Source organism: Luminiphilus syltensis NOR5-1B, from assembly GCF_000158175.1.
GTDB lineage: Bacteria > Pseudomonadota > Gammaproteobacteria > Pseudomonadales > Halieaceae > Luminiphilus > Luminiphilus syltensis.
This window is the reverse complement of record NZ_DS999411.1, coordinates 409,668-430,982: the sequence shown is the minus strand read 5'-3', so window position 1 is coordinate 430,982 and position 21,315 is coordinate 409,668. Positions and strand designations below refer to the sequence as shown.

Annotated in this window: 19 protein-coding genes and 1 tRNA gene; 3 read left to right on the top strand and 17 right to left on the bottom strand. The window is 59.2% G+C overall.

What is annotated here, in order from left to right:
* Window positions 1–14: 14 nt before the first annotated feature.
* The 9 genes from NOR51B_RS01945 to NOR51B_RS01905 all read right to left on the bottom strand — a co-directional run bounded on the left by NOR51B_RS01945 (window position 15) and on the right by NOR51B_RS01905 (window position 8,460).
* Window positions 15–1,277 (bottom strand): BatD family protein, encoded by a 1,263-nt coding sequence (locus NOR51B_RS01945; protein ID WP_009019063.1) that lies wholly within the window; start codon window positions 1,275–1,277, stop codon window positions 15–17.
* Window positions 1,274–1,927, bottom strand: a complete 654-nt coding sequence (locus tag NOR51B_RS01940; RefSeq protein WP_050759398.1) for a hypothetical protein — start codon at window positions 1,925–1,927, stop codon at window positions 1,274–1,276. The genes NOR51B_RS01945 and NOR51B_RS01940 overlap by 4 nt, the downstream gene beginning before the upstream one ends.
* Entirely contained in the window at window positions 1,924–2,904 is a 981-nt protein-coding gene (locus tag NOR51B_RS01935) for a VWA domain-containing protein (RefSeq protein WP_040481577.1), read from the bottom strand. The genes NOR51B_RS01940 and NOR51B_RS01935 overlap by 4 nt, the downstream gene beginning before the upstream one ends.
* Window positions 2,901–3,878, bottom strand: coding sequence for a VWA domain-containing protein (locus NOR51B_RS01930; RefSeq protein WP_009021058.1), 978 nt, complete (start codon window positions 3,876–3,878; stop codon window positions 2,901–2,903). The genes NOR51B_RS01935 and NOR51B_RS01930 overlap by 4 nt, the downstream gene beginning before the upstream one ends.
* Window positions 3,871–4,353 carry a DUF4381 domain-containing protein gene (locus tag NOR51B_RS01925; protein WP_040481574.1) on the bottom strand — a complete coding sequence of 161 codons (483 nt, stop codon included), beginning with the start codon at window positions 4,351–4,353 and terminating at the stop codon, window positions 3,871–3,873. The genes NOR51B_RS01930 and NOR51B_RS01925 overlap by 8 nt, the downstream gene beginning before the upstream one ends.
* Entirely contained in the window at window positions 4,350–5,288 is a 939-nt protein-coding gene (locus NOR51B_RS01920) for a DUF58 domain-containing protein (RefSeq protein WP_009020297.1), read from the bottom strand. The genes NOR51B_RS01925 and NOR51B_RS01920 overlap by 4 nt, the downstream gene beginning before the upstream one ends.
* An 11-nt stretch (window positions 5,289–5,299) precedes the next feature.
* The gene (locus NOR51B_RS01915) at window positions 5,300–6,283 is read right to left on the bottom strand and encodes an AAA family ATPase (RefSeq protein ID WP_009021456.1); all 984 of its coding nucleotides are present in this window, start codon (window positions 6,281–6,283) and stop codon (window positions 5,300–5,302) included.
* A gap of 209 nt (window positions 6,284–6,492) precedes the next feature.
* Window positions 6,493–7,848 carry an MFS transporter gene (locus NOR51B_RS01910; RefSeq protein ID WP_009019496.1) on the bottom strand — a complete coding sequence of 452 codons (1,356 nt, stop codon included), beginning with the start codon at window positions 7,846–7,848 and terminating at the stop codon, window positions 6,493–6,495.
* 54 nt (window positions 7,849–7,902) lie between these two features.
* Window positions 7,903–8,460 (bottom strand): nuclear transport factor 2 family protein, encoded by a 558-nt coding sequence (locus NOR51B_RS01905; protein WP_009020409.1) that lies wholly within the window; start codon window positions 8,458–8,460, stop codon window positions 7,903–7,905.
* Window positions 8,461–8,733: 273 nt separating this feature from the next.
* Here NOR51B_RS01905 and NOR51B_RS01900 point away from each other — a divergent pair, with 273 nt between their 5' ends.
* A complete protein-coding gene (locus tag NOR51B_RS01900) occupies window positions 8,734–9,639 on the top strand; it encodes an SDR family oxidoreductase (RefSeq protein WP_009020137.1) in 906 nt (301 codons plus the stop codon).
* A gap of 59 nt (window positions 9,640–9,698) precedes the next feature.
* Here the strand turns inward: NOR51B_RS01900 and NOR51B_RS01895 are convergent, their stop codons facing one another.
* The 6 genes from NOR51B_RS01895 to NOR51B_RS01870 all read right to left on the bottom strand — a co-directional run bounded on the left by NOR51B_RS01895 (window position 9,699) and on the right by NOR51B_RS01870 (window position 16,978).
* Entirely contained in the window at window positions 9,699–10,673 is a 975-nt protein-coding gene (locus tag NOR51B_RS01895; RefSeq protein WP_009021272.1) for a glutathione S-transferase family protein, read from the bottom strand.
* A gap of 236 nt (window positions 10,674–10,909) precedes the next feature.
* Entirely contained in the window at window positions 10,910–12,793 is a 1,884-nt protein-coding gene (locus NOR51B_RS01890) for a monovalent cation:proton antiporter-2 (CPA2) family protein (RefSeq protein ID WP_009020820.1), read from the bottom strand.
* 17 nt (window positions 12,794–12,810) lie between these two features.
* Entirely contained in the window at window positions 12,811–13,719 is a 909-nt protein-coding gene (locus NOR51B_RS01885) for a pirin family protein (protein WP_009020048.1), read from the bottom strand.
* Window positions 13,720–13,782: 63 nt separating this feature from the next.
* Window positions 13,783–15,621: an amidohydrolase gene (locus tag NOR51B_RS01880; RefSeq protein WP_009020730.1), complete on the bottom strand. Its 1,839-nt coding sequence runs from the start codon at window positions 15,619–15,621 to the stop codon at window positions 13,783–13,785.
* Window positions 15,622–15,729: 108 nt separating this feature from the next.
* Window positions 15,730–16,455 (bottom strand): hydrolase, encoded by a 726-nt coding sequence (locus NOR51B_RS01875; RefSeq protein WP_009020148.1) that lies wholly within the window; start codon window positions 16,453–16,455, stop codon window positions 15,730–15,732.
* Between the two features lie 70 nt (window positions 16,456–16,525).
* The gene (locus NOR51B_RS01870) at window positions 16,526–16,978 is read right to left on the bottom strand and encodes a DoxX family protein (protein WP_009019126.1); all 453 of its coding nucleotides are present in this window, start codon (window positions 16,976–16,978) and stop codon (window positions 16,526–16,528) included.
* Window positions 16,979–17,105: 127 nt separating this feature from the next.
* On the opposite strand from NOR51B_RS01870, the gene NOR51B_RS01865 reads away from it, so the two are divergent.
* Window positions 17,106–18,002: a LysR family transcriptional regulator gene (locus tag NOR51B_RS01865; RefSeq protein ID WP_050759397.1), complete on the top strand. Its 897-nt coding sequence runs from the start codon at window positions 17,106–17,108 to the stop codon at window positions 18,000–18,002.
* Window positions 18,003–18,222: 220 nt separating this feature from the next.
* On the opposite strand, the gene NOR51B_RS01860 is transcribed toward NOR51B_RS01865, so the two are convergent.
* On the bottom strand, window positions 18,223–20,847 hold the full coding sequence (locus NOR51B_RS01860; RefSeq protein ID WP_154647577.1) for a DUF7507 domain-containing protein: 2,625 nt from the start codon (window positions 20,845–20,847) through the stop codon (window positions 18,223–18,225).
* Window positions 20,848–20,985: 138 nt separating this feature from the next.
* On the opposite strand from NOR51B_RS01860, the gene NOR51B_RS15880 reads away from it, so the two are divergent.
* Window positions 20,986–21,090 carry a hypothetical protein gene (locus NOR51B_RS15880; protein WP_407635204.1) on the top strand — a complete coding sequence of 35 codons (105 nt, stop codon included), beginning with the start codon at window positions 20,986–20,988 and terminating at the stop codon, window positions 21,088–21,090.
* Window positions 21,091–21,164: 74 nt separating this feature from the next.
* Here NOR51B_RS15880 and NOR51B_RS01855 read toward each other — a convergent pair.
* Window positions 21,165–21,241 (bottom strand) — tRNA-Met (locus NOR51B_RS01855).
* Window positions 21,242–21,315: the final 74 nt, after the last annotated feature.

The following is a 21,315-nucleotide window of genomic DNA, read 5'->3' as shown; positions in this document are numbered from 1 at the left end:
AATGCCGTTGAGTGTCAGGGGTTAAGTTGTAGCCCCTGCCTTAGACGGCTTTTCTTTTGTTCCCGCCGGTAGTGCGCCCTGCAGGTCTCCAGCCCCTGGAGGACGGCAGCGGTATCGACGGCTTGCGGTGTTTTGCCGTACAGCGACCGCCGAAGGCTCGTTATTTCAGTCGCCAGGCGTTCTCCGCCAAAGCGCTGAAAGAACGTGTCCGGCTCGATGCCAGGGGCCAGGCGGTGCAGCCAGCGATGCAGTGATGGGTAGAATAGATCCACCCTATTCTGTTTGAGGTGTCGGCACAGTCTACGGAACGCGAGCGTCTCGGAATCCTCAAGGCTCGCTATCACCTTGCGTGCTACCGGCGATAGCAGTCGCCAAAGCAGCCCGATGGCCATGATTGTTGCAGCGAAGAGCAGTGCAATAATCCCTGCGGAGAAACGGTTTTTCGCGGATGTGCTGGTGGCCGATTGCGGAGCCATAGCCGGCCCCGAAACGGACAGCGTCACCGGTGGGGCGGCGGTAGTGGCTACGGCTTTTGAGTCGAGGTCGTAATAATCGAGGCTTATCGCCGGTACGGTAAACGAGCCACCGGCCTCGAATACCAGCGTGATTTTTTCGCTGCGCAGGGCTTTGGCGCCATCACCATCGGATAGCACCGGTTGGTCACGATAAACCGAGACACCCTCGAGCGAAATCTCCGGGGCCAGCGGCGGGAGAAACATTGCCGGGAGGCCATCCAACTCTGCGCGGTATTCGAGCACCACTGCGTCACCGGTTTCAAGTTCAGCGGCGTCGCCCAACACGTTGACGTTCAGGTCTAAACGAGTACCCGCCAGATAGGGGGATAGCGACTCAGCGCCTGCCGGGACCGTACTGGTCAATCGATTATCGGGAACGGCTACATCGACAGTGATACCGGCCTTGCCCGGATCGGCATAATGCACACGAATCATCTCCCCGCTAATAACAAAGTCACCTTTCATCAGGGGGTAAAGCGTGTACTTCCGCACGATGCCAGACCAGGTGTCATTGCCGATGCGCTCGCTGGTGGGGTATGAACTATCGGGGGGCAGGCGTGTAATGGCATTGGTGATTTCAAAGCTTGGAAACACGGGCGGCTTGGTAAACCAGGTAGGGACCAGTACCACAATACTGAGCTCGACGGGCTGGCCTACCGTCACCGTCGTCGGGGTGAGCGTGGCTCGGACCACCGGTTGTGTTGATGCCAGCGTTACGCCAGAGAATAAGGCGAGAAGCAGGAGCGACACGGCACGCGTCATGGCAAGTCTCCCCGGTTGGCTTCGAGTAAAAACCGCGTTCTCAGGAAGTCGCGGGTTTCCGTGTTGACCGCACGCATCCACTTCTCAGCAGACTCGAGTTCGATGGTGCTTTGCTGAGTGATCTCTACCTCAAGGCCGCGCTTTTTGGTGTTGTCAAAAACATACCCGTCCGCACTAATCTCTGACTCATCGCCGGTATCCGATTGCTCGCGAGCGCGCTCGATATAGTCGAGTGTGTAGGTGGCGAGGCGCAGGTTTTCCTGCGCAGCCTCCCACTCTGGTGCGGCCTGGACTGCCAGTTCAAAGGCACCGATGGCCTTCGCATACTCACGGCCTTTCATGAACGCGGTTCCCCGGTTAAAAAAGCCCTCGGCGGTACCCAGGCGTCCGAAAACCTCTGCAGAATCCGGGTACAGGCCAGCGGCATAGGCGGCGTAACCCTTCCATGCCGGACTCTCGAAACCCTCGAAGGCTTCGGCAAATTCCAGTCGATCGTAAGCGAGCCTCGCTTGTTGATCGGGGGTCAGCCACAGTGACACAAAACTGCCTCGGGAGACGCTCAACCAAAGTAATAGGCACAGGCTGATGAGGGAAACCGCCATGATTTGTGCGGCCAGGCCATAGCGGATTCGGCGTGGGTCAGTGTTCAAAAGGTCCACCCTCGACGAAACAGTAACAGTGAAAGCAGCAGGGCAGGCCACAGCAGCCACCAGGCCTGATCTTTCCACTGGGCATCGGGATCCTCGGCGGCGCGCAGGTTTGATTCTGACGCACGCAAAATACGTTGGATGTCGCGATCGCCGACTGTGCTGCGGACCACTTGCACGCCGGCAGCCTTGGTTACGCGGTTGAGAACGGTACTATCGACACGGGTATCGAGCAGTCCGCCCCCGACCTGGGTAACCGCGGTGCCGTCGGGGAGTAGGGCGACACCGCCCTCATCGCTGCCCAATACCAGAGCCGACATTGACGGTGTCTCGGGCGTGGCTGCGAATTCGGCCAGAGCGTCGATGTCCAGAGGTTCAAAACCGTCGTTGATAAAGAGCAGAGTGCCCGCAGCGGCCTCTGCCCCCAGGATTGAAGTGGCCAGAGGCATGACCCGATCAGCCCGCGTGCCCGGTTCGGGCATGATCGCGGGATCGAGGCTTTCCAGAAAGGGCGTGATAACCGCAATATCTTTACTCGGTGGCATTACGATGTGTGCCGAACCTGCATAGGCGATAAGTGCGGTCGGCGCTCCTGCCCGCAGGGCCAGCAGATCCATTACCTTAAATCGAGCGCGGTCCAGGCGGGTGGGTAACAGATCGTTACTGCGCATGGAATCAGACACCTCAATGGCAATGACCATCGGCGCGGTTTCCTCGAACCACGGGCTGTTCTGCTGGCTCCAGGTGGGTCCCGCCGTGGCGAAAACCAGACATAGCGCCAATAGCGTCAGGTGGTCGATGAGAAACCAGCGCTGACTGGAGCCCTGATCGACCGTCAACGCCGATTGCAAATGGGGGGCCACTACCGTGGCGGCCTGCCGGCGCTCCCGGATACGCTGGCGAACCAGCCACCACAGAGTCATCAGTACCGGAGCAAGCGCCAACCATTCCGGCCGGATAAAGTGAAACGATGCTGTCATCGCGAACGCCATCCGCGACCGAGCGCGGTGAGTGACACCATAAACAGCAAGCCAAGGGCAAGCCCCGTCGGCCAGTGAACCAATGAAACACGCGGGCGCCAGGTTTCTGTCTTGATATCGGCAACCGCCAGCGCATCGATCCGGTCATAAACCTGCCGCAACGCGGTCTCGTCCTGGGCGTCGAAGAATTGACCGCCGCTTCGTTCGGCGATAGATGCCAGAGTCTCGAAGTCGATTCGGTCTTCTCCGGTAGCTTCGGCATCCCCGATACCGATGGTGTAGATTTCGATGCCATTGAGTTGTGCGATTTCGGCAGCATTGATGGGGGTCATCTTGCTGGCGGTATCATTGCCGTCGGTGAGCAGGATGAGCACGCGGTCATCGACCTCGCTCGACTCGAAGGCCCGAATGGCGAGGCCAATGGAATCACCCAAAGCGGTCTGTGGGCCCGCCATGCCAACCTGCATCAAATCCACCAGTGCCCGGGCCGTGTTGAGGTCGCGAGTAAAGGGGAGTTGCAGATAGGCTTTGGCGCCAAATACGATGAGGCCGACGCGATCACCCTCGCGATTGGCGACAAACTGATCAACCACACGCTGTACCGCATCGAAGCGGGAAACGGGTTTACCATCTGGCCCCGGAAAATCGCGATAATCCATCGATGCGGACAGATCGATGGCCAGCATGACATCCCGGGCCGTTTCGGTTTTAGTGATCGGCTCACCCACCCATTGGGGTTTGGCGAGTCCCACCAGCAATAACAGCCAGACAGCGATGACGACGAGTCGATACCACCAGGAGGCACTTGCTATGACCGACCCCGAGCGAATCTCTGCACCGGCTGCTGTGGTAATGGACGTAAAAAAAGGAATACGCAATGCCGGCTCCCGGCGTCGGTAGGCTGGTAATAGCCACCCCACCAACACAGGCAGCGGTAGCAGCCAGAGTATCGCCAGAGCATCGAACTCAAGCACGATGGACCTTCACCCAGCGTAGTGCCGGCTCCAGCAGCTGCAGTGGTTCGCTATTGGGTTGATAGGCGGCTCGCGCCAACTGCCCCGCGGCTGCGCTGACCAGCGGGTCGCGGTTACTGGTGTCACGCAGAAACACGGCCCAGTCGCTACCGGTCAGCGCGGCCACCCGAGTTCTTGGATAGGCCTGCAGCGCCGCACTCTTGACGATCGTACTGATCGCTTCGGCGACGCCGGCGGGGTTGTCTTCGGCGCGTTTGGCAAGCTCTTTGAGCATCGCCAGCGCCTGCCGCCGATAGGCGTTACGTCGGTAACGACGGACCCAGGCGATGGCAACAAGACCAACAACCGCCACCAACCAGAGTCCGAGTACCACCCAGCCAACGGTGGCCGGGATCAAGGGAATCGGCGCGGGGGTGACGGGGCCCTGGAGCAGTTCCATCAGATCGGGTAGGTTCAATCCTTGGTAGGACGTCATCGATACCTCTGCTGTGGCGCGAACTGACCGGTGAGGCGCCTGATCTGAGTCAGCGTATCCTCGCCCGCACTCAAGGGCAGTACCGAGAGATTCACACGCTTTTGCAAATCGTAAATTGACGTCAGGCGCTGGCTGGTGGTGTCGCGTACAGCGTCTCGAACCCGAGGGGTGGCGAGGTCGACCTGTGCCTGTAGCAGGTCGGTACCGACAATGGTTGATTCGTGGCTATGGATGCGCTGCGCCAGTGGATCGTGGACCAGCATGAGCACCACGTCGTTGTGCTGCGACAGTGCACCGAGTTGCTGGCGCGTACGGTCATCGATACCGTCAAAGTCGCTAAAGATCATCACCAGGTGGTCGTGACTGGCAAGCCGAGCGACGCCTTTAAGCACCGAATTGAGCTGAAGGCGTTGCTCCGGTACCGGTTTTTGCGCGTGCAGGGATTGATTCATTGCACTGATGGCCGTGAGCAGGGCCATCACGGTTCGGTCGCTGCGACGGGGTGCGAACTCGATGTGCTGTTCGTCATTGAAGGTAATGCCGCCGACGCGATCGCCGGCGCCGAGGACACGAAAAGCGGCGATGGCGGCGGCTTCGGCGGCAGTGACCGACTTCAGATTCAGCTGCGAGCCAAAGAACATCGACATCCGTTGATCAACAACCAATAGCGCAGGTCGATCCCGTTCCTCGGTAAAGACCCGGACGTGCGCTTTACCCGTACGCGCTGTCGCCTTCCAGTCGATGGAGCGGATGTCATCACCCGGTAAATAGTGGCGCATTTCTTCAAAATTGAGACCGCGTCCCCGGAGTCGGGAGGCGCGTCGTCCACTCAGTACACTCGATGCTGGCTGGCGCGGCAAAAAGCTGATGCCCTGTGCCTGCTCCTTGAAGTGGCGTAAGTGCTCCAGTGAGGTATAAATCCGCGAATCGGTCATTGAGCGACTGCTCAGGGCAGTGCGACGTGAGTCAGCAAGGCATCAATGACGACATCGGGGGTCACGCCCTCGCTTCGCGCTTCATAAGACAGCATCAGGCGATGACGCAGGCAGTCGTGAACAATTGCCCGGACATCTTCAGGGTCGACAAAATCGCGCTCCTTGAGCCAGGCGTGGGTTCGGCTGCATTTATCGAGGGCGAGGGACGCCCGCGGACTGGCGCCAACATCAATCCAGCGATTCAGCTCTTCAGAATAATCACCGGGTCGACGGGTGGCGCAAACGAGATCGGCAATATAGCGCTTGATGGGCTCCGACATATGGATCGCGGCGATAGCTTTCCGTGCGTCGAATACCGCCTGCTGGGGTATTTGCTCTATTGAGTGGGAGGCAGCTGAGGGTTTGCCATCGTCGCTGGGGTTCTCCTCGCCCCGGACCAGATTCATGATGAGGACCTCATCTTCGACGGGGGGGTAATCGATAGTGATATGCATCAAAAATCGATCGAGCTGTGCCTCGGGTAGCGGGTAGGTACCTTCCTGTTCCACCGGGTTCTGGGTCGCCATGACCATGAACAGGGCGGGCATGTGGTGGGTAGTACCGGCAACGGTAACCTGTCTTTCTTCCATGGCCTCAAGCATCGCGGCCTGTACTTTGGCGGGTGCCCGGTTGATTTCATCACCGAGGACGATATTGGCGAAGATGGGGCCCTGCTCGAAGCGAAACTCGCTGCCGGTATCAGCCTGGTAATACACCTCGGTGCCGGTGACGTCCGATGGCAGGAGGTCGGGCGTAAACTGGATTCGGCTAAAGTCCGCTTCCAGATTTTTTGCCAGCGCTTTGATGGCGCGGGTTTTGGCCAGCCCCGGAAGTCCCTCGACCAGCAAATTACCGTTGGCAAGCAATCCGATAATCAATCGCTCGACCACGTCTTCCTGACCAATGATGGACTGCTGCATGCGCGTTTTCAGCGCCTGAATTTGGGAAAGGGACACGGTGACTATCCTCTATCAAGTGGTCGGTTCAGTGGACAAGCCGGCGACGACATGCCCTTGTTATTATAGGGAAGCCGTCGCTGGGGTGTCGAAGCGTAGTTGCTCATTCAGAAGGCGGTGTGGGCGCACCTTGCGGGAAAGGGGCCCACCTTGGCGCGACCGAATGTGGCGAGCGGCAATGGTGCCGCTTGGATTTTAAGGCGACCGCTTCAGGAGTCGGCCGCTTCCAGCTCCACGAGTAATTTGCGGTAGGGCGCGAGCCCACGCCCCACGAGAATCATGCCAATCACCGCTACGACGCAGCCGACGACGGCCAGAGACTTACCCACTGCCGCCGGGTCCTGAAAAATATAATCCGTGGTCAGTGCAACCAGCGTGGGGCCGAAGGCGAGACCGATAATATTGGTCGACACCACATAGATACCTACCAGCACACCGCGCATCTGATTGGGGGTGACCGCCTGTATGGCGGCCGCCAATAAAGCCAAAGGCAGCGGTACGAGGTAGCTGACCACGGCTATGCTGGCCAGCGCCAGTTGCTGCGTTGGCGCAATAGCGAGGCAGCCCACGGCTGGGCACATGAGTGCCAGCGCGATCATGGCCACCCGCAGTTGTGAGTCTGTATGACCGCGGGCTTCGAGGGCGCGAGCGACAATCGGGCCGGACAGTACGCCCAGCGACCCTGCGATCAGTGCAATGATGCCGTACTGGGTACCGGCTTCCGACAGCGACATACCCTGAACACGTAAAAGGTAGGTCGGCACCCACGCCTGCAAACCATAGAGCACCAGAACAATGCAGGGGACGCCAAACAGTAACGCCAGATAAATACGCAAGTTACTGCGCACCCAGTCGACAATCGTCGAGATCGGCGCGGCCTCGGGCTTGACGTTAGCCGCCATTCCCTGCCGGCGAGGTTCTTTGATCAACAGTACCAGTAGAGTCAGCAAAATGCCCGGAGCAGCCACGACAAGAAAGGTAAGTTGCCAGGGTGCCAGCGTGCCGAAAAATGGAAGCGTCAGCCCCGGCTGTTGGCCGAAGAAATCCAATGCCCAGCTGCCAACGACCATGGCAATACCTACGCCGACGTAAGGCCCCGTGAGGAAAATACTGAAAGGAAGGCTGCGCCGATGAAGCGGAAAATAATCGGCAATTAGCGACCAGGCCGCCGGCGTCAATGTGGCTTCGCCGATGCCCACACCGGCACGGGCGATAAAGAGACCGGTAAAACTCCGGGCCAGACCACAGGCGGCGGTAGCAACGCTCCAGATCGCGATACCGCCGGCGATGATATTGATGCGACTTCGTGTATCCACCAGTCGCCCAATAGGAATGCTCAGCAGGAGATAGGTCGCGACAAAGCCCAGGCCTTGAAGCAGTGAAATCTCGGTATCACTCAGGTCGAGGTCGGCCTGGATCGGTGAGACCATCAGGTTGAGGATCTGCCGATCGATAAAGGAGAAAATATAGGCGGCCGTGAGTATGGCAGTCACGTACCACGCGGTGCGCGCTGAGGGGTAGCCCGCGCTGCTGGGTTGAGCTGTTGTACCCGTTTCGTTACTCACAATTGAGGGTCCCGGATAATTTGGAGAGAGACGCGCGTCTTAGAGGGGCGATGTTTATGATCCATAGTAGCGTTTCCAGCTATCCAACTTCTCAGGAATGTCCGCGGGCATGGGCTCATCATAGGCGCGCATACGTTGATCGAGCCCCGGACCTAGGGCCTCGAGGTACTCGCTGGTGGCAACGTAGTAAAAGAAACTAAACACACGCTCGGCGATACGCCATTTCCCGGCGTCTCGCCGGTAGCGGTCGTGGTAACGGATCGCGGCGAGCATGGGCTGACCCTTCCGGTTCATTTCCGCATGGGACAGCACGGTTCCCCGCGCACTGTCCGGGTCGTTCTCATCGAACTCGATGATCTTGTCATGGGTGAAATGATTGCTCGGACCCAGCACCTCGAATCGCCCCTTGAACAGTTCGACGGCGGCATCGCGACCCCTGGAATCCATCACTCCGTCGAGGGAGCGGATGTGCACATCGTCGGTGAATAGGTCAGGCATGCCTTCGATATCACGGTCGTCCATGACAATGCCGTAGCGCGCGACAAGCGCCTTGATTTCCTCTCGGTCTTCGAGACGTTGAACTCTGGCTTCCAGCGAATCAGCGGTCGTCATTGCGTAGCCCTTGTTATTGTAAGCAGGATTGTAAATGGCAGTTGTAAACTACGTTGGCTATGCCCCCGGCGTGTCAACCCATGGGGTACGCCAGCCGTCCCAAAGGTAGAGTGCGGCGATGCGGCTGTAAACCGCCTTTTGCAGGGCGGCTGAGGTCGGACATGGCGCATTGAAATCCTGCGTTACTATGGATTGGATAGCGGTTTTTGCCAGCGATTTGCGCATTGGTTGATTGCCGACGGTTGTTTGCCATGCGACTCAGGAGAAGGGTCTATGCAAAATGTCATAGTGATCGGCGCATCCGGTGATCAGGGTGCGGCTCAGCTCGTGGCGCTCGAGCAGGCGGGTTTCGACGTTGCCGGTGCGTCGCGGGATCCGGCTCGTCATTCGTTTCCCGGCAATGTGGGTAAAGTGCAACTGGATCTCTTGGATGGGGAACATCTGCAGCGGGCACTGGCGCCATTTGATACGGTGTTCCTCAATCTCCCGTCGGCGTCTTTCAATCCGGCGGAGCACATCCTGCGTGGCGCTGATAATCTCATTGTCGCCGCGACAGCGGCCGGTGTTGAGCGCATCGTTTTCAATGCCAGTCTTTATGTGGGTGATGCGCCCAACGGGTTTGTTGCCCACGATACGCGGTTCAAAATTATCGAGCGATTAATCGGCGGCTCGGTTCCCGCAACAGCAGTCTGCCCGGTTATTTTTATTGATAATCTGCTTCGAGACTGGGCGCTGCCGTCGCTCAGGGAGCGGGGTGTCCTGTCTTACCCTCACGCGGAGACACTACCGGTGAGCTGGGTCAGCCTGGGCGATGTCGCCAGTATTATGGTGGCGCTGGCCACGTCGCCTGACACGGCCAATCAAAAGTTTGTGGTGGGCGGGCCGCAGGCATTGAAAGGTCCGGAGACGGCGGCGGCGTTAAGCCGGGGCTGGGACACCCCTATTGACTTCGAAAGTCTTCCCATCCCGGTATTTGCCGAGCGGATGGGAGCGCTGTTTGCCGGTGGTAATGCCGGGAAAGCCGCCACAATCGCCGACGAACTGGCCCGTATCTACAGCTGGTACAACGAGGCCGCTCCCTCGCCGTTCACAGTGGATATGACGCCATTGGTGGATCGTTTTGGACTGGAGCTGACGACGGTTGAGCAGTGGGCCGCCGCCAACCCCCTGCGAAGCTAGCGGCGACGGGTTGGCCTGTAATAACGGTGCCGCCGAGCCGCCGTTAGGCAGCCCCACGGTTAGGCGGCTTCTTTGCCAGCAAGCTTTTCCCGGTCGTGGGCCGCGCTGAAGTCTATCGCTGGCCCTTTGGGAACGACGCCGGTTGGGTTGATGGTGCCATGTGAGGCGTAGTAGTGGGTCTTGATGTGATAAAAATCCACGGTCTCGGCGACACCCGGTAGTTGGTAAATATCCCGCACATACCCGGGGATCGCGGCGAAATCCTCCAGGCGCTGTCGATTGCATTTGAAGTGGCCGTGGTAGACGGCGTCAAAGCGAATCAGGGTGGTGAACAGGCGAATATCGGCTTCGGTCAGTGCCGGACCACACAGGTAGCGGTTGCTGCGCAGGTGCTCGTCAATCACATCCAGTTCAGCAAACAATTCCTCGTAGGCTTCTTCATAGGCGTCTTGTGTCGTCGCAAAGCCCGCGCGATAGACGCCGTTGTTGATTGCGGGGTAGATACGTGCATTCCAGTCGTCGATCTTCTGGCGTAGCGGCTCGGGATAAAAGTCCAGCGTGTTTCCAGTCAGACGATTGAACGCGGTACCCAGCATACGGATGATCTCGGAGGATTCATTGCTGACGATAGTGTTGGTTTTTTTATCCCAAAGCACCGGCACGGTGACACGCCCGCTATAGTCGGACTGGGCGGTGGTGTAAATCTGGTGCATGAAATCGGCGTCGTGCAGGGCATCGCCGGTGCTGCCTTCATCGGTCCTAAAGGTCCAGCCGTTCTCCAGCATGATGGGGCTGACGACCGACACCGAGATGTGCTCCTCGAGACCTTTGAGTGCGCGTACCATCAATGTGCGGTGCGCCCAGGGACAGGCGAGTGAAACGTATAGATGATAGCGACCGCTTTCGGCGGGGTACTGCTCCGAACCGCCGCCGATAGACTCGCGAAACTGTGCGTCCTCGCGAATAAAACGACCACCTGATTCGCTGGTGTCATACCAGCGATCCTGCCATTGTCCGTCGACCAGTAAGCCCATGGTTTCCTCCGTTATGTCGGTTGGTTAACGCATCAACCCACAGTCTATGGTTGTGAAAACGACAAAAAAATCGAAAATTTCTGATGTTTTTCTTCAATAAAAATGAAGATTTGGTCGCCGACGGGTCTCGGGAAGAATCCATCGATGCCACAGCCCATTCGCATTTTTGTCCGCGGCCGACAGGTGACGGACCGCGTGAGTCACTTGGGTGGCGTCGCCCGGTGTGACGCACGAGATCAGTCCTGCGCGTTATTGCCGCTGGTTTGTGGGTTGTCGTTTTCTTTCTCTTCCTGCATGAGCTCGCGCAGCGCTTCTTCGAGTTCGATATAGAGGCTGCGGAAACCGTGTCCGTAGCGTTCCCCTTCACTTTTTTCACGCCACTGTTCGTAGAGAATGTCGCGACCACGAACTTCCGCATCATGGAAAGCAGACGCCAGATCTGCGGCCTGCTCGCTGCCGATGCCAAGGCTTGTCAGGGCCTGCTTCCCCGTCTCCAGCGCCGAGTGATAGGTTTCTATAACAACCCAGTCGACGCCGGCCTCCTTGAGGGTATAGAAATGACCGCGGTCAAAGGCTCTTGCCAGGATTTTCAGATTGGGGTGGCTGCTGCGCAAATGGCGAGCAAGCCCGGTCGCCTGATCGACGTCGTCGATAGCGATCACAAACAGTAATGCCTGTTCAATGCCTGCCGCGTGCAACAGGGCCGGCCGCGTGGCGTCGCCGAAGTAGCTGCGAATATCCACAGCCCGCATGTTTTCGATCTGCTGCGCCGTGCGGTCGATGACTACGGTATCAATACCGGCACCCCTCAGCATGCGGTTGACGATTTGGCCAAAGCGTCCGCTGCCGGCGATGATGACTGTGCCGTGTTTGTCGATGCTATCCGGTGGTGCCTGAGCGTCATTGCCCGCGTAGCGGGGCGTTACCAGCCGATCAAAGGCGATGAACAGTAGCGGCGTGCAGAACATCGACAGCGCCACGACCAGCGATAGCACTGAGGTCAACGAGTCGGGCAGGACCCGGTTCTGAGTGGCATAGCTGATCAGGACAAAACCGAACTCACCTGCCTGGGCAAGACTCAGCGTGAACAGCCAGCCGTCAGCGCGGCGCACTCGGAACAAAAGCGCCAGGCCGTACAACAAGAGTGCTTTGCCGACAATAACGGCGATCGTCAGGCCAATAATAAGTCCGGCGTGCTCGATCAGTATGCTGAATTGCACCGCCGCGCCGACGGTGATGAAAAACAAACCCAGCAACAGCCCTTTGAAGGGCTCGATGTCGGTTTCCAGTTCGTGGCGAAACTCGCTGTTCGCGAGCACTACTCCGGCCAGAAAAGTACCCAGTGCCGGAGACAGGCCGACCAGGCTCATGAGCAGTGCGATACCAATAATGAGGAGCAGGGCCGCTGCGGTAAACGCCTCGCGTAGACCCGTACTTGCCACCGCCTGAAACAGCGGGCGTGAGCAAAAATGCCCGCCGACAATAACGCCACCCACCGCGCCGACAATCACCAGTGCATAGCTCCATCCGGAGAGGCCGGCAACCAGACTGAGGTCGTGATGATCCGCCGCACCGGCTGCCGACAACTGGCCGCTGCCCAGCTCTGGAATAGCCAGCAGGGGTATCAGCGCGAGCATGGGAATAACGGCGATGTCCTGAAACAGCAGCACCGAAAAGGCACTGCGCCCGCCTTCGGAGCCCGATAAACCCTTCTCCTGAAAGGTTTGCAGCACGATGGCGGTGGACGACAAGGATAACAACAGGCCGATGGCGATGGCGCTGCGCCAGTCAGTTCCGAACCACCAGGCAACGAGGGTAAAAAGCGCCGCTGTCAGCGAAACCTGTAAGCCGCCCAGCCCGAGCAAACGGGTACGCATCCGCCAGAGCATTGCAGGCTCCAGCTCGAGTCCCACCAGGAACAGCATCATGACAACACCGAACTCGGCGTAGTGCTGAATGGTGGTGCTCTCCTCGGAGCCAACCAGACCCAGTACCGGGCCGATTATCACCCCTGCGAGCAGATAGCCCAGTACTGAACCGAGCCCGAGACGTTTGGTGAGTGGTACAGCGACCACAGCCGCAGCCAGATAGATAAAGGCGTCAAGTAGTAATCCGGTCAAGGGGTCGCTCCTGCGAGTCAGTCGTCGCCGGGAAGCGGAATGCGCTCCGGGTCGTCGGGCACCTCTGGGAAGCGATTCTCACGCCAGGCGGTCTTTGCCGAATCGATGCGTTCCGGCCGGGTGCTGACGAAGTTCCAGTACAGGTATCGCCGCCCCAGCGGACTGCCACCGATTAAGAGCACACGGCTATCCTCATGCGCGCTAATTTCCAGCGCAGCGGGATTGGCAATGATCGCCATTACCCCGGCACCGATGGTCTCATCGCCAATTTGCACCAGGCCCTCGGCGACGTAAAGGGCCAGTTCCTGTTCCTCCGGGTGAAGTGACAACTGGGAGTCGGCAGACAGAAAAATATCGGCGTAGAGCGTTCTGGAGTAGGTGGTTACCGGCGAGCGATAGTCCTCCAGCTCTCCCATGATCAGGCGCAGGGTAGCGCCATTGCTGTGCCATTCAGGGAGATCCGCTTTCGAATAATGTGCAAATGCCGGCGCCATTTCCTCGGCGTCTTCGGGAAGCGCAATCCAGCTCTGAATGCCGTGCAGGTAGGATTCACGATCGACATCTTCGCCCGGTCTTTCAGAGTGCACGATGCCGCGGCCGGCAGTCATCAGGTTGACTTCCCCCGGGCGGACCGGCTGCACTACACCCAGGCTATCGCGGTGCAGGATTTCCCCCTCAAACAGGTAGGTAATCGTTGCAATTCCAATGTGTGGATGTGGCCGTACGTCAATACTGCGCCCCGGCGGAAATACGGCCGGTCCCATGTGATCGAAAAAAACAAATGGCCCGACAGATCGCTGTTCCGTGGCGGGCAGTACGCGGCGGACCGAAAAGTCCCCCAGGTCCTTCTCCCGCGGCTCGACGCGCAACGAGATGATTCCGCCGGTGGACCGGCAGGGCGCCGCATCGGCTTCAAAATGAGTCATGCAGAATTCTCCCTATCGAGGGCCATGGGTCCAGGTCAATTTACACCAATTGCGGCCGCCGGATCACGTCTGATAACCGCCATAGGTGTTCACCGGCAGCCAATCAGGATCCAGCGGAGCGAAGGGCTTAAGCGGCGGCGTCAATGATCCGTCGCTGTAGACCGCCTCGCCCCCCACCACGGTCAGTGCGCTCTCTATGAGGGGTAGGTCCGCATCTGCAACAGAAAGGTAGGGTGCATTCAGTACGGCAAAGTCGGCGAACTGGCCGGCGCGCAGTCTTCCTTTCAAGCGCTCCTCGCCGCTGATCCATGCTGATCCCACCGTGTGGCAGTACAGTGCCTCGCTCCGACTCAGCCGCTGCTCCGGACCGTGTAAAGGTGTACCACCAACGCTTCGTCCCGTGGTGGCCCAGGCCAGTGTGACCCAGGGGTTATAGCTGGCCACGCGGGTGGCGTCAGAACCGAGTCCGAGTGGGATGCCCGAGGCCAACACCTCGCGCAAGGGCGGTGCGCGCCGCGTCGCGGCCTTGCCGTAGCGCTCCAGGAAGTACTCACCGGCATACGCCATTCGAGACTGCATGGCGACCCCCGCACCGAGCATTCGCAGCCGTTTGATGGTGCTGATCTGGAGTGTCTCACCGTGGTCGACGACAAAGCGAATTCCCGAGAATCCGGCTCTGTGTTCGGCCACTTCGAGGGCGTGCGCCTGCTCAAAAACGTCGAGGATTGCGTTGACAGAGGCGTCGTAGGTGGCGTGTATGCGCAGTGGCCATTGCGCCTGCAGTAGTAATCGTGTCACGCGAAGCAGTTGGCTGCGCCACTCGGGTCTGCTGGTAATATCGGGCGCGGGCGCGAGGAAATTTTCATAATCCCCCGCCGCCCAGACCAGGAATTCACCGGCGCCCGAAAGGTGGTAGCCGTGCATCAGGTTACTGAGGGTTTCATCCCCCGGCTCGACCTGCTGCATCCATTGCTGGAACTCTGCGTACTCACGGCCTTTATTCTGGGGGAACAAATACTTCGAAATTCTCAAGGGCAATTGCCGGTCCTCCGCAAGGGCCAGAGTTGCGCCGTAATTGTCGGGGTAGCGATGCCCACCGCCGCCGGCATCGATGACACTGGTTAAGCCAAAGCGATTGAGTTCGCGATAGAAATGCGTGGTCGATAGGCGCTGCTGATCCGCGTTAAGCTGTGGCAGTCTGGCAATCGTGCCGTAAAGCAGATCCGGATTGGGTTCGGCGTGGAGAATGGCGCCGCCGTCGGCGGTAAATTCGTAGCGTGTTCCTTCGGGTGCGACGGCTTCAGGTCCCAGTCCCAGCGCATTGACCGCTGCTCGATTGAGAAAACCGCGGCTGTAGAGAAACAGGACAAATGTGGGCGTATTCGGCGCCGCTCTAGTCAGTTCGGCTGGTGTGGGCAAGCGCTGCTCTTCAAACTGGTAGGGTGACCAACCGCCGACCACGCGCACCCACTCTCCTTTTGGCGTGCGTTTGGCCTGGTCTGCGACCATGGCCAGTGCCTTCTTGAGTGATCGGACACCATCCCAGCGTAATTCCAGGGCATAAAAACGACCGGCGCGGGTCGGATGCATGTGGCTGTCATTCAGACCGGGTATGACGGTGTGTCCCTTGAGATCAATGATTTCTGTTTTCTCGTCCCGTAGCGCAAGTGTTTCCCGATCGCCGCCAACGGCGGTTAAGAGTCCGTCGCTGATTGCCATGGCCGATGCGCTGGGCCGGCTGGGGTCCTGGGTCAGCAGCTTGCCGTTCCAGAAGATGGTCTCGGGCGCGTGGGGTGGTTTAGCCAGTCCGAACTGGGCTGCTCCCGCAGCGGCGGTGGCCGTGGCCGCTGTCCGTAAGAGCTGGCGTCGTGTCACCGACGGACGTTGCTTGGATGATTTCATGGGCGTTATCCCCTTCTATTGGCAGAAACGTTGCGTCCTGATGATGCGGTTCGGGTCTGTTCGGGGTGCGCCCGGCAGTCGTCACAGGACTGCCGGGCGGTGGTTGACCTAGTTTCCTTCTTTGGCGCCGAACATCTCTTTGGCGTAGATTATGCCCAGGCCGTAACCCCCACCGTGCTGCTTGGCGATTCCGGTGACCGCTTCGTAGGTATCTGTCCGAGACCAGTCACGCTGCAGTTCAAGCATGTACTGAAGCCAGGTGATCGGCTGCGCACCGGCCAGCACCATGCGTTGTACGGCCATGTCGTGGGCTTCTTTGCTCACGCCGCCCGAGGCGTCGGTCACGAAGTAAACGTCGTAGCCCTGGTCAATCGCCGACAGCACCGGTCCAACCCCGCAAACCTCGGTCCAGAGCGCGGCAACCACAATCTTCTTGCGATCAATTTCGTTGACCCGCTCGGCGATACGCGGATCCTCCCAGGTGTTCATCGTGGTCCGGTCGATCGGGCTCTGTTCCGGGAACACTGCCTTGAGCTCAGGAAACAGTGGGCCGGCAAACGACTCTTCTGCCACCGTTGTGAGGATCGTCGGTACGCTGAACGCTTTGGCCGCTTTGGCAAGCCCCGTCACATTGTTGCGCAGCTCGACTATGTCGATTGAGTGGGTGGCGAAGGCCATTTGTGGTTGGTGGTCGATCAGTATGAGTGCGTGATTCTCCGGGGTAAGTAAGCCACCCGCGGGTGTGGGGGTAGCCGTCGATGCGATTACCTGACCAGTACCGAGAACCAGCAGGGCCGATAGTATCCAGCGAGAGAAGTGGGTTGATATACGCATGATGTCAATCTCCTGTAGCGTTTTAACGTTAGTTTGATGGTGGTGCCCGGTGTAGCCAGGCGGGTGAGGTTTATCGGTTGGCGCGCACTGAGAGCCACCGGTCCAGTGATAGTGATCCGCCGCCGAGGAAGGCGAGTGCAGTGGATGCGGCAAGCAGCGTGAAGGCGAATTCGTAGCCGTTGTTGGTGATGAACAGCCCGTTGGGCAGATGCACCGTCATGGCCATGGCCATGGTGAAGGCGAGCAGTGCACCGGCGGGGCGTGTGAGCAGTCCAAGCACCAGTAGCAGACCGCCAAAAAATTCGGCGCTGCCCGCGAGGGCCGCCATGAATACGCCTGGCTCAAAACCAACGGACGCCATCCATTGGCCGGTGCCCTCAAGGCCGTAGCCCCCGAACCAGCCGAACAGTTTTTGTGCGCCGTGGGCGCTGAGAATAATGCCTACAGGGACGCGCAGGGCGAGTGGGCCAATGCCGCTCTCGCTGGTCAGCAGTCGCTGGGTAAAGGTATTGGTCTGTTCCATAATCAGTCCTCCAGTTGCCGTTTAAATTTCGCTTTATTTGAAGCGTTTAGATCAATATAAACATTGATTTTTTTATTAAAATCGAAATATTCTGTTATTTATGTTCAAATAAAATGAAAATATGATTATGAGCCGTATTACTCTGGAAAGCCTGGAAGTACTCGACGCCATCGATCGTAAGGGCAGCTTCTCGGCCGCTGCCGCGAGTCTTTACCGGGTCCCTTCGAAAATCACCTATACCGTGAACAAGCTGCAGGACGATCTCGGCGTGACGCTGTTTGTGCGCGAGGGGCGACGCTCGGTACTTACGCCCGCCGGTAAGTTATTGCTCGAGCAGGGTCGAGAGTTGCTGGACGCCGCCGACCGTCTGGTGGAAAAGACAAAGCAGCTCGAGCGCGGCTGGGAGTCACGGCTGCGAATCGCACTCGATACGGTATTGGATTCGGATTTTCTGCTGCCGCACCTGCAGGCATTTTGTGATGAGCAACCGGATACCGAAGTCGATATTGCCAGCGAAGTTCTCGGCGGCACCTGGGAGGCGTTGCAGCTCGATCGCGCCGACCTCGTTGTTGCTGCGGCGGAGGCGAGTCCCGAATCGGCGGGGGTCGAGTCCCGACCTATCATGACCATCCCCTGGGTGTTTGCGGTAGCGCCCCATCACCCGCTTGCAGAGCAGGCAGCCCCGGTGAGTGAGGACGTGCGGCTGCAGCACCGCGCGATCGTGGTTCGGGATTCATCCCGGGAGCACCCCGCGGTGACGCTGCGGGTTTTTGAGCGCCAGCCGCGAATGACCGTATCGAGCATGGCGGACAAGATCGCCGTACAGCGCGCAGGTTTGGGCGCGGGCTTTCTTCCCCGTCCGAGGGTCGAGCGCCTGCTCGATACCGGCGAACTGGTCGAGGTCCCGCTGCAGGAGCCGATCCCCGACAGTCTGCTGTTTATTGCCTGGCGCCGGCGCGATCGCGGTCGTGCGCTCAAGTGGTTTATCGAAAGACTGTCTGTGGGTCACGCGCCCGTGGATTGAACGTTTTAGGCGAGCGAGCCTGTCCCCGCTGGCTCGATCGGGGGCAGCGGCAGATGTCGTTGCTGGCCATGGACGTAAACCAGTGATGCGGGTGCCGCGCGCAGCATTGCCCCGAGCGAGCGAGCGGGGCAGGGGCCGTGTCGTGAAGCAGTGCCGGCGCGGGCGGGGATATTGGGTGCTGAACCGGGTTTTTGTAAAAATCGGTCTTTTGACCCGGTACTCAGCCAGTGCGCCGCCGATTTCTGAGCAAGATAAGGACGATCCCCAGTGCTGAAAACAGCACCGCCCAGATGGAAATCGGTACGGCCTTGATGTCGTCGAGTCCGGGTAGGGTGATGGTCAGCACGTAGGCGCTGTCCGAATCACTCACCGCGTCTCCGCCGGGATTCGCGATACGGAGAATCTGCCTGCCGGTTACGGTCACCGTATTGATGTGGACGCCCACCCCGCCGCCGTTCACCACGGCATCGAAGGAGCACGAGTAGGTTGCGTCGATGGAAAGACGTTGGGGTAGGGAACAGGTGCCCTGACCGTCGAGGTCGCCGAACTCCGAGTCGTCAAGTTCGCCCAGGAGCAACACCTGAGAACCGGTGTTCGTCACCTCAACCAGAAAGCTGATCGGCGCGCCGGATGCCGCAAGGTTCGGACTGGCGGTTTTTACAACGCGGATATCCAGGTCCGAATCGACAATGGCTACGGTGGCGCTGTCATCGGCTGCGACGGTGTTGGAGAGTTCGTCCTCGCCGGAGGCGGTCACGATATCCGTGATGCCTTCGCCGGGATTGCCGGTCACCGCCTGCACAAACGCGCAAGTGTAGGTTTCTCCCGATGCCAGGGTCTGGGGTACGGCGCAGCTTGTGCTCACGACCGCACCCGCATTTGTAATGTCGTAGGCCGTGCCACCCTCGACGCTGTCCGTGAGACTGTCGATGGTCACCTCGACGGTGCTCGTGTTGAGCACCTCAACCGAGAAGGTCACCACATTCGCCTCGGGGGTCACGACGGATGGGTCGGCCCGCTTAAGCACGTCAAGGGTTCCTACCGGTGTCGCCACGATCGACACATTGGCGCCGCCGGAGGCTTCGAGGGGCATGCCGTCGTCATCGATGCCCGCAGCACGCACCGTGTTGGATACGACATCACCCTCACTAACGTTGTCGCCGCTGATGGACCGTTGAAACCAGCAGCTATATACCCGGCCAAAACCGGTCGTGAGCGTCTGGGGCAAGGAGCAGGCGGGCTTGCCCGGCGAAGCCGGCAGCGTGAGCACGTCTGTAGGCACGCTGGGGGGATTGACCCCCTCCTGTTGAATATCGGTCAGGGAATTGATCGTGACTGTGTCTGTCAGCGATTGATTGAAAACGATGAGTCGATAATCGATCGGGGTGTTGTTGCCGGCGCCGGGATCGGGAATTTCCTCGGGCACCGGCGTTTTGCTTACGGAGATCAACGCCGGGATATCCAGGATCTCGACTTCAGCGCGGTCCGACTCGACGAGGGCATTGCCCGGGTCCGAGTTGGGCTGTGCCGTGGCGGTAACCGTGTTGATGATAACGTCGCCGGCTGCTCCCGCAACGTTGAAGGGGTACGAGCAGTCGTAAGCCGAGCCGGGTGGGATCGTCTGAGGCAGCGAGCAATTACCAACGCCGCCCGCGGAGCCACCGAGCTGGTTATCGTCCAGTGTCGTGAGGGTCAGGGTGTCGTCACCGGTATTGATCACCTGTAGTGTGTATTCCACTTCGCCACCGGGCTCGGGAACGCTGGACGGCGCCGCGCCCTTGACGACCGTCATGGACGCGGGCGGTGGAGCCCCCGCGATGATGGAAACGACGGCGCTGTCGGAGGCCGATACGGCGCTGCCCTCCTCATCCGCACCGTTTACGGTCACGGTGTTTGTGTGGGTGTCTCCCGCAGCCCCGAACACGTTTGCCTCAAAGCGGCAGGTGCTGGAACTGCCCGGTTCGATCCCGTCGGGATCCAGAAGTACGTCGCAGTCGCCGGGAAGCGTCGTGATGTCGCCGAACTTGTCGTCGACCGCCGAACTGATAGTAACCGTGTCGGTGCGGCCTGAAGTATTCGTAACCACTACCTCGTAAGTTACGGATGCCCCGGGGGCTTCAATGATGTCGGGAATTGCGGTCTTGCTCACTGTGACTTCGGGCGGCGTCTCGACGGGGATATCAAAACCCAGATTCACGGAGCTTATACACTTAGATTTCTGATCGGGCACGAAGTCCGCAACCGTCGGCGGCGATGCACAGCTAGCGTTATTTTTGTTGGTCTTCCAGGTTACCGACGCAGAAATGTCGAGACGTCCGTCGCCGTCGTTATCGCGGCAAAGAATCTGCGTGCTTGTGATGTCATGAAGCGTTGTGTCGGCGTCCTCAATATCACCACACTGGTCTCCGGTGAGCTCCCTATAAGGCCCCACGCCGCTGGCGAGATCGGGAGTACCCGTGTTCGGAGTGAGGTAGGAAACGGAGCAGGTTTCCCCCGCTCCGGGATCAATCGTGGCGCTGCCGTTCTCCCCGATGAAGAAACCTAGATTGTAGCGTTCGCTCGCCGCTCTTGATGCCGCCGTCGACCCGATCGAGGTTCTAAACGTGACGCTGATGGTTTCTCCAAGCTCACAGCTGGGAGGGCCTGTGAGCACTTCGGCCTGCAGGCGCAGATCGTTTGCGGTGCAGGTGTTTCCGTTGCCGAGACTCGGCAGGCAGCTGTTGCCTTCCCCCGGGAGCGTCTGGGCAACGGTTTCCGCGCCGGATAGCGCGCACAGAATGAAGGTCAGTAACAATCCGGGGGATAGAGGGTGGCGTCTGCGGGTGCGGCAAGTTAAGAGGGCCATGTTTCTGATCTCGGTCCTGCCTGTGTCCGATCTAAATGCGCGTTTAGGTATGCACCCAAATTTCAAACGGGAATCATACCCGATTTGTCGCCGCCAGGTAGTTGAGACCCCCCTATTGAACGTACTGGGGAGAGCCAGATGGAGATGATGACCCGTAGAGCGTACGGATTCAGGAATTTTGAAAACTACCGATTGCGCGTCTTGGCCCATTGCGAGTGGGATGGCATCATTAACCGAGTTTAGTGAAAACCGGTCCACTCCCGTTGATTGGGCAGAGCCGAGAGCCTGTCTAATCTGCTGTTTTTGAGGGAGAAAAATGGTAGCTACGGGTGGACTTGAACCACCGACCCCAGCATTATGAATGCTGTGCTCTAACCAGCTGAGCTACGTAGCCACAAGGACGCTGAGGAGCGGTTGCTCTCAGCGGGGGCGTATTTTCTACAGAGAGCCCATTCAAGTCAAGCGCCA

What these genes read in the sequence shown, in the direction of transcription:
- NOR51B_RS01945 (WP_009019063.1), bottom strand. Translation starts at nt 1,277, where the DNA reads ATGACGCGTGCCGTGTCGCTCCTGCTTCTCGCCTTATTCTCTGGCGTA.
- NOR51B_RS01935 (WP_040481577.1), bottom strand. Translation starts at nt 2,904, where the DNA reads ATGACAGCATCGTTTCACTTTATCCGGCCGGAATGGTTGGCGCTTGCT.
- NOR51B_RS01925 (WP_040481574.1), bottom strand. Translation starts at nt 4,353, where the DNA reads ATGACGTCCTACCAAGGATTGAACCTACCCGATCTGATGGAACTGCTC.
- NOR51B_RS01920 (WP_009020297.1), bottom strand. Translation starts at nt 5,288, where the DNA reads ATGACCGATTCGCGGATTTATACCTCACTGGAGCACTTACGCCACTTC.
- NOR51B_RS01905 (WP_009020409.1), bottom strand. Translation starts at nt 8,460, where the DNA reads ATGACGACCGCTGATTCGCTGGAAGCCAGAGTTCAACGTCTCGAAGAC.
- NOR51B_RS01900 (WP_009020137.1), top strand. Translation starts at nt 8,734, where the DNA reads ATGCAAAATGTCATAGTGATCGGCGCATCCGGTGATCAGGGTGCGGCT.
- NOR51B_RS01895 (WP_009021272.1), bottom strand. Translation starts at nt 10,673, where the DNA reads ATGGGCTTACTGGTCGACGGACAATGGCAGGATCGCTGGTATGACACC.
- NOR51B_RS01885 (WP_009020048.1), bottom strand. Translation starts at nt 13,719, where the DNA reads ATGACTCATTTTGAAGCCGATGCGGCGCCCTGCCGGTCCACCGGCGGA.
- NOR51B_RS01880 (WP_009020730.1), bottom strand. Translation starts at nt 15,621, where the DNA reads ATGAAATCATCCAAGCAACGTCCGTCGGTGACACGACGCCAGCTCTTA.
- NOR51B_RS01875 (WP_009020148.1), bottom strand. Translation starts at nt 16,455, where the DNA reads ATGCGTATATCAACCCACTTCTCTCGCTGGATACTATCGGCCCTGCTG.
- NOR51B_RS01870 (WP_009019126.1), bottom strand. Translation starts at nt 16,978, where the DNA reads ATGGAACAGACCAATACCTTTACCCAGCGACTGCTGACCAGCGAGAGC.
- NOR51B_RS01865 (WP_050759397.1), top strand. Translation starts at nt 17,106, where the DNA reads ATGAGCCGTATTACTCTGGAAAGCCTGGAAGTACTCGACGCCATCGAT.
- NOR51B_RS01860 (WP_154647577.1), bottom strand. Translation starts at nt 20,847, where the DNA reads ATGGCCCTCTTAACTTGCCGCACCCGCAGACGCCACCCTCTATCCCCC.
- NOR51B_RS15880 (WP_407635204.1), top strand. Translation starts at nt 20,986, where the DNA reads ATGGAGATGATGACCCGTAGAGCGTACGGATTCAGGAATTTTGAAAAC.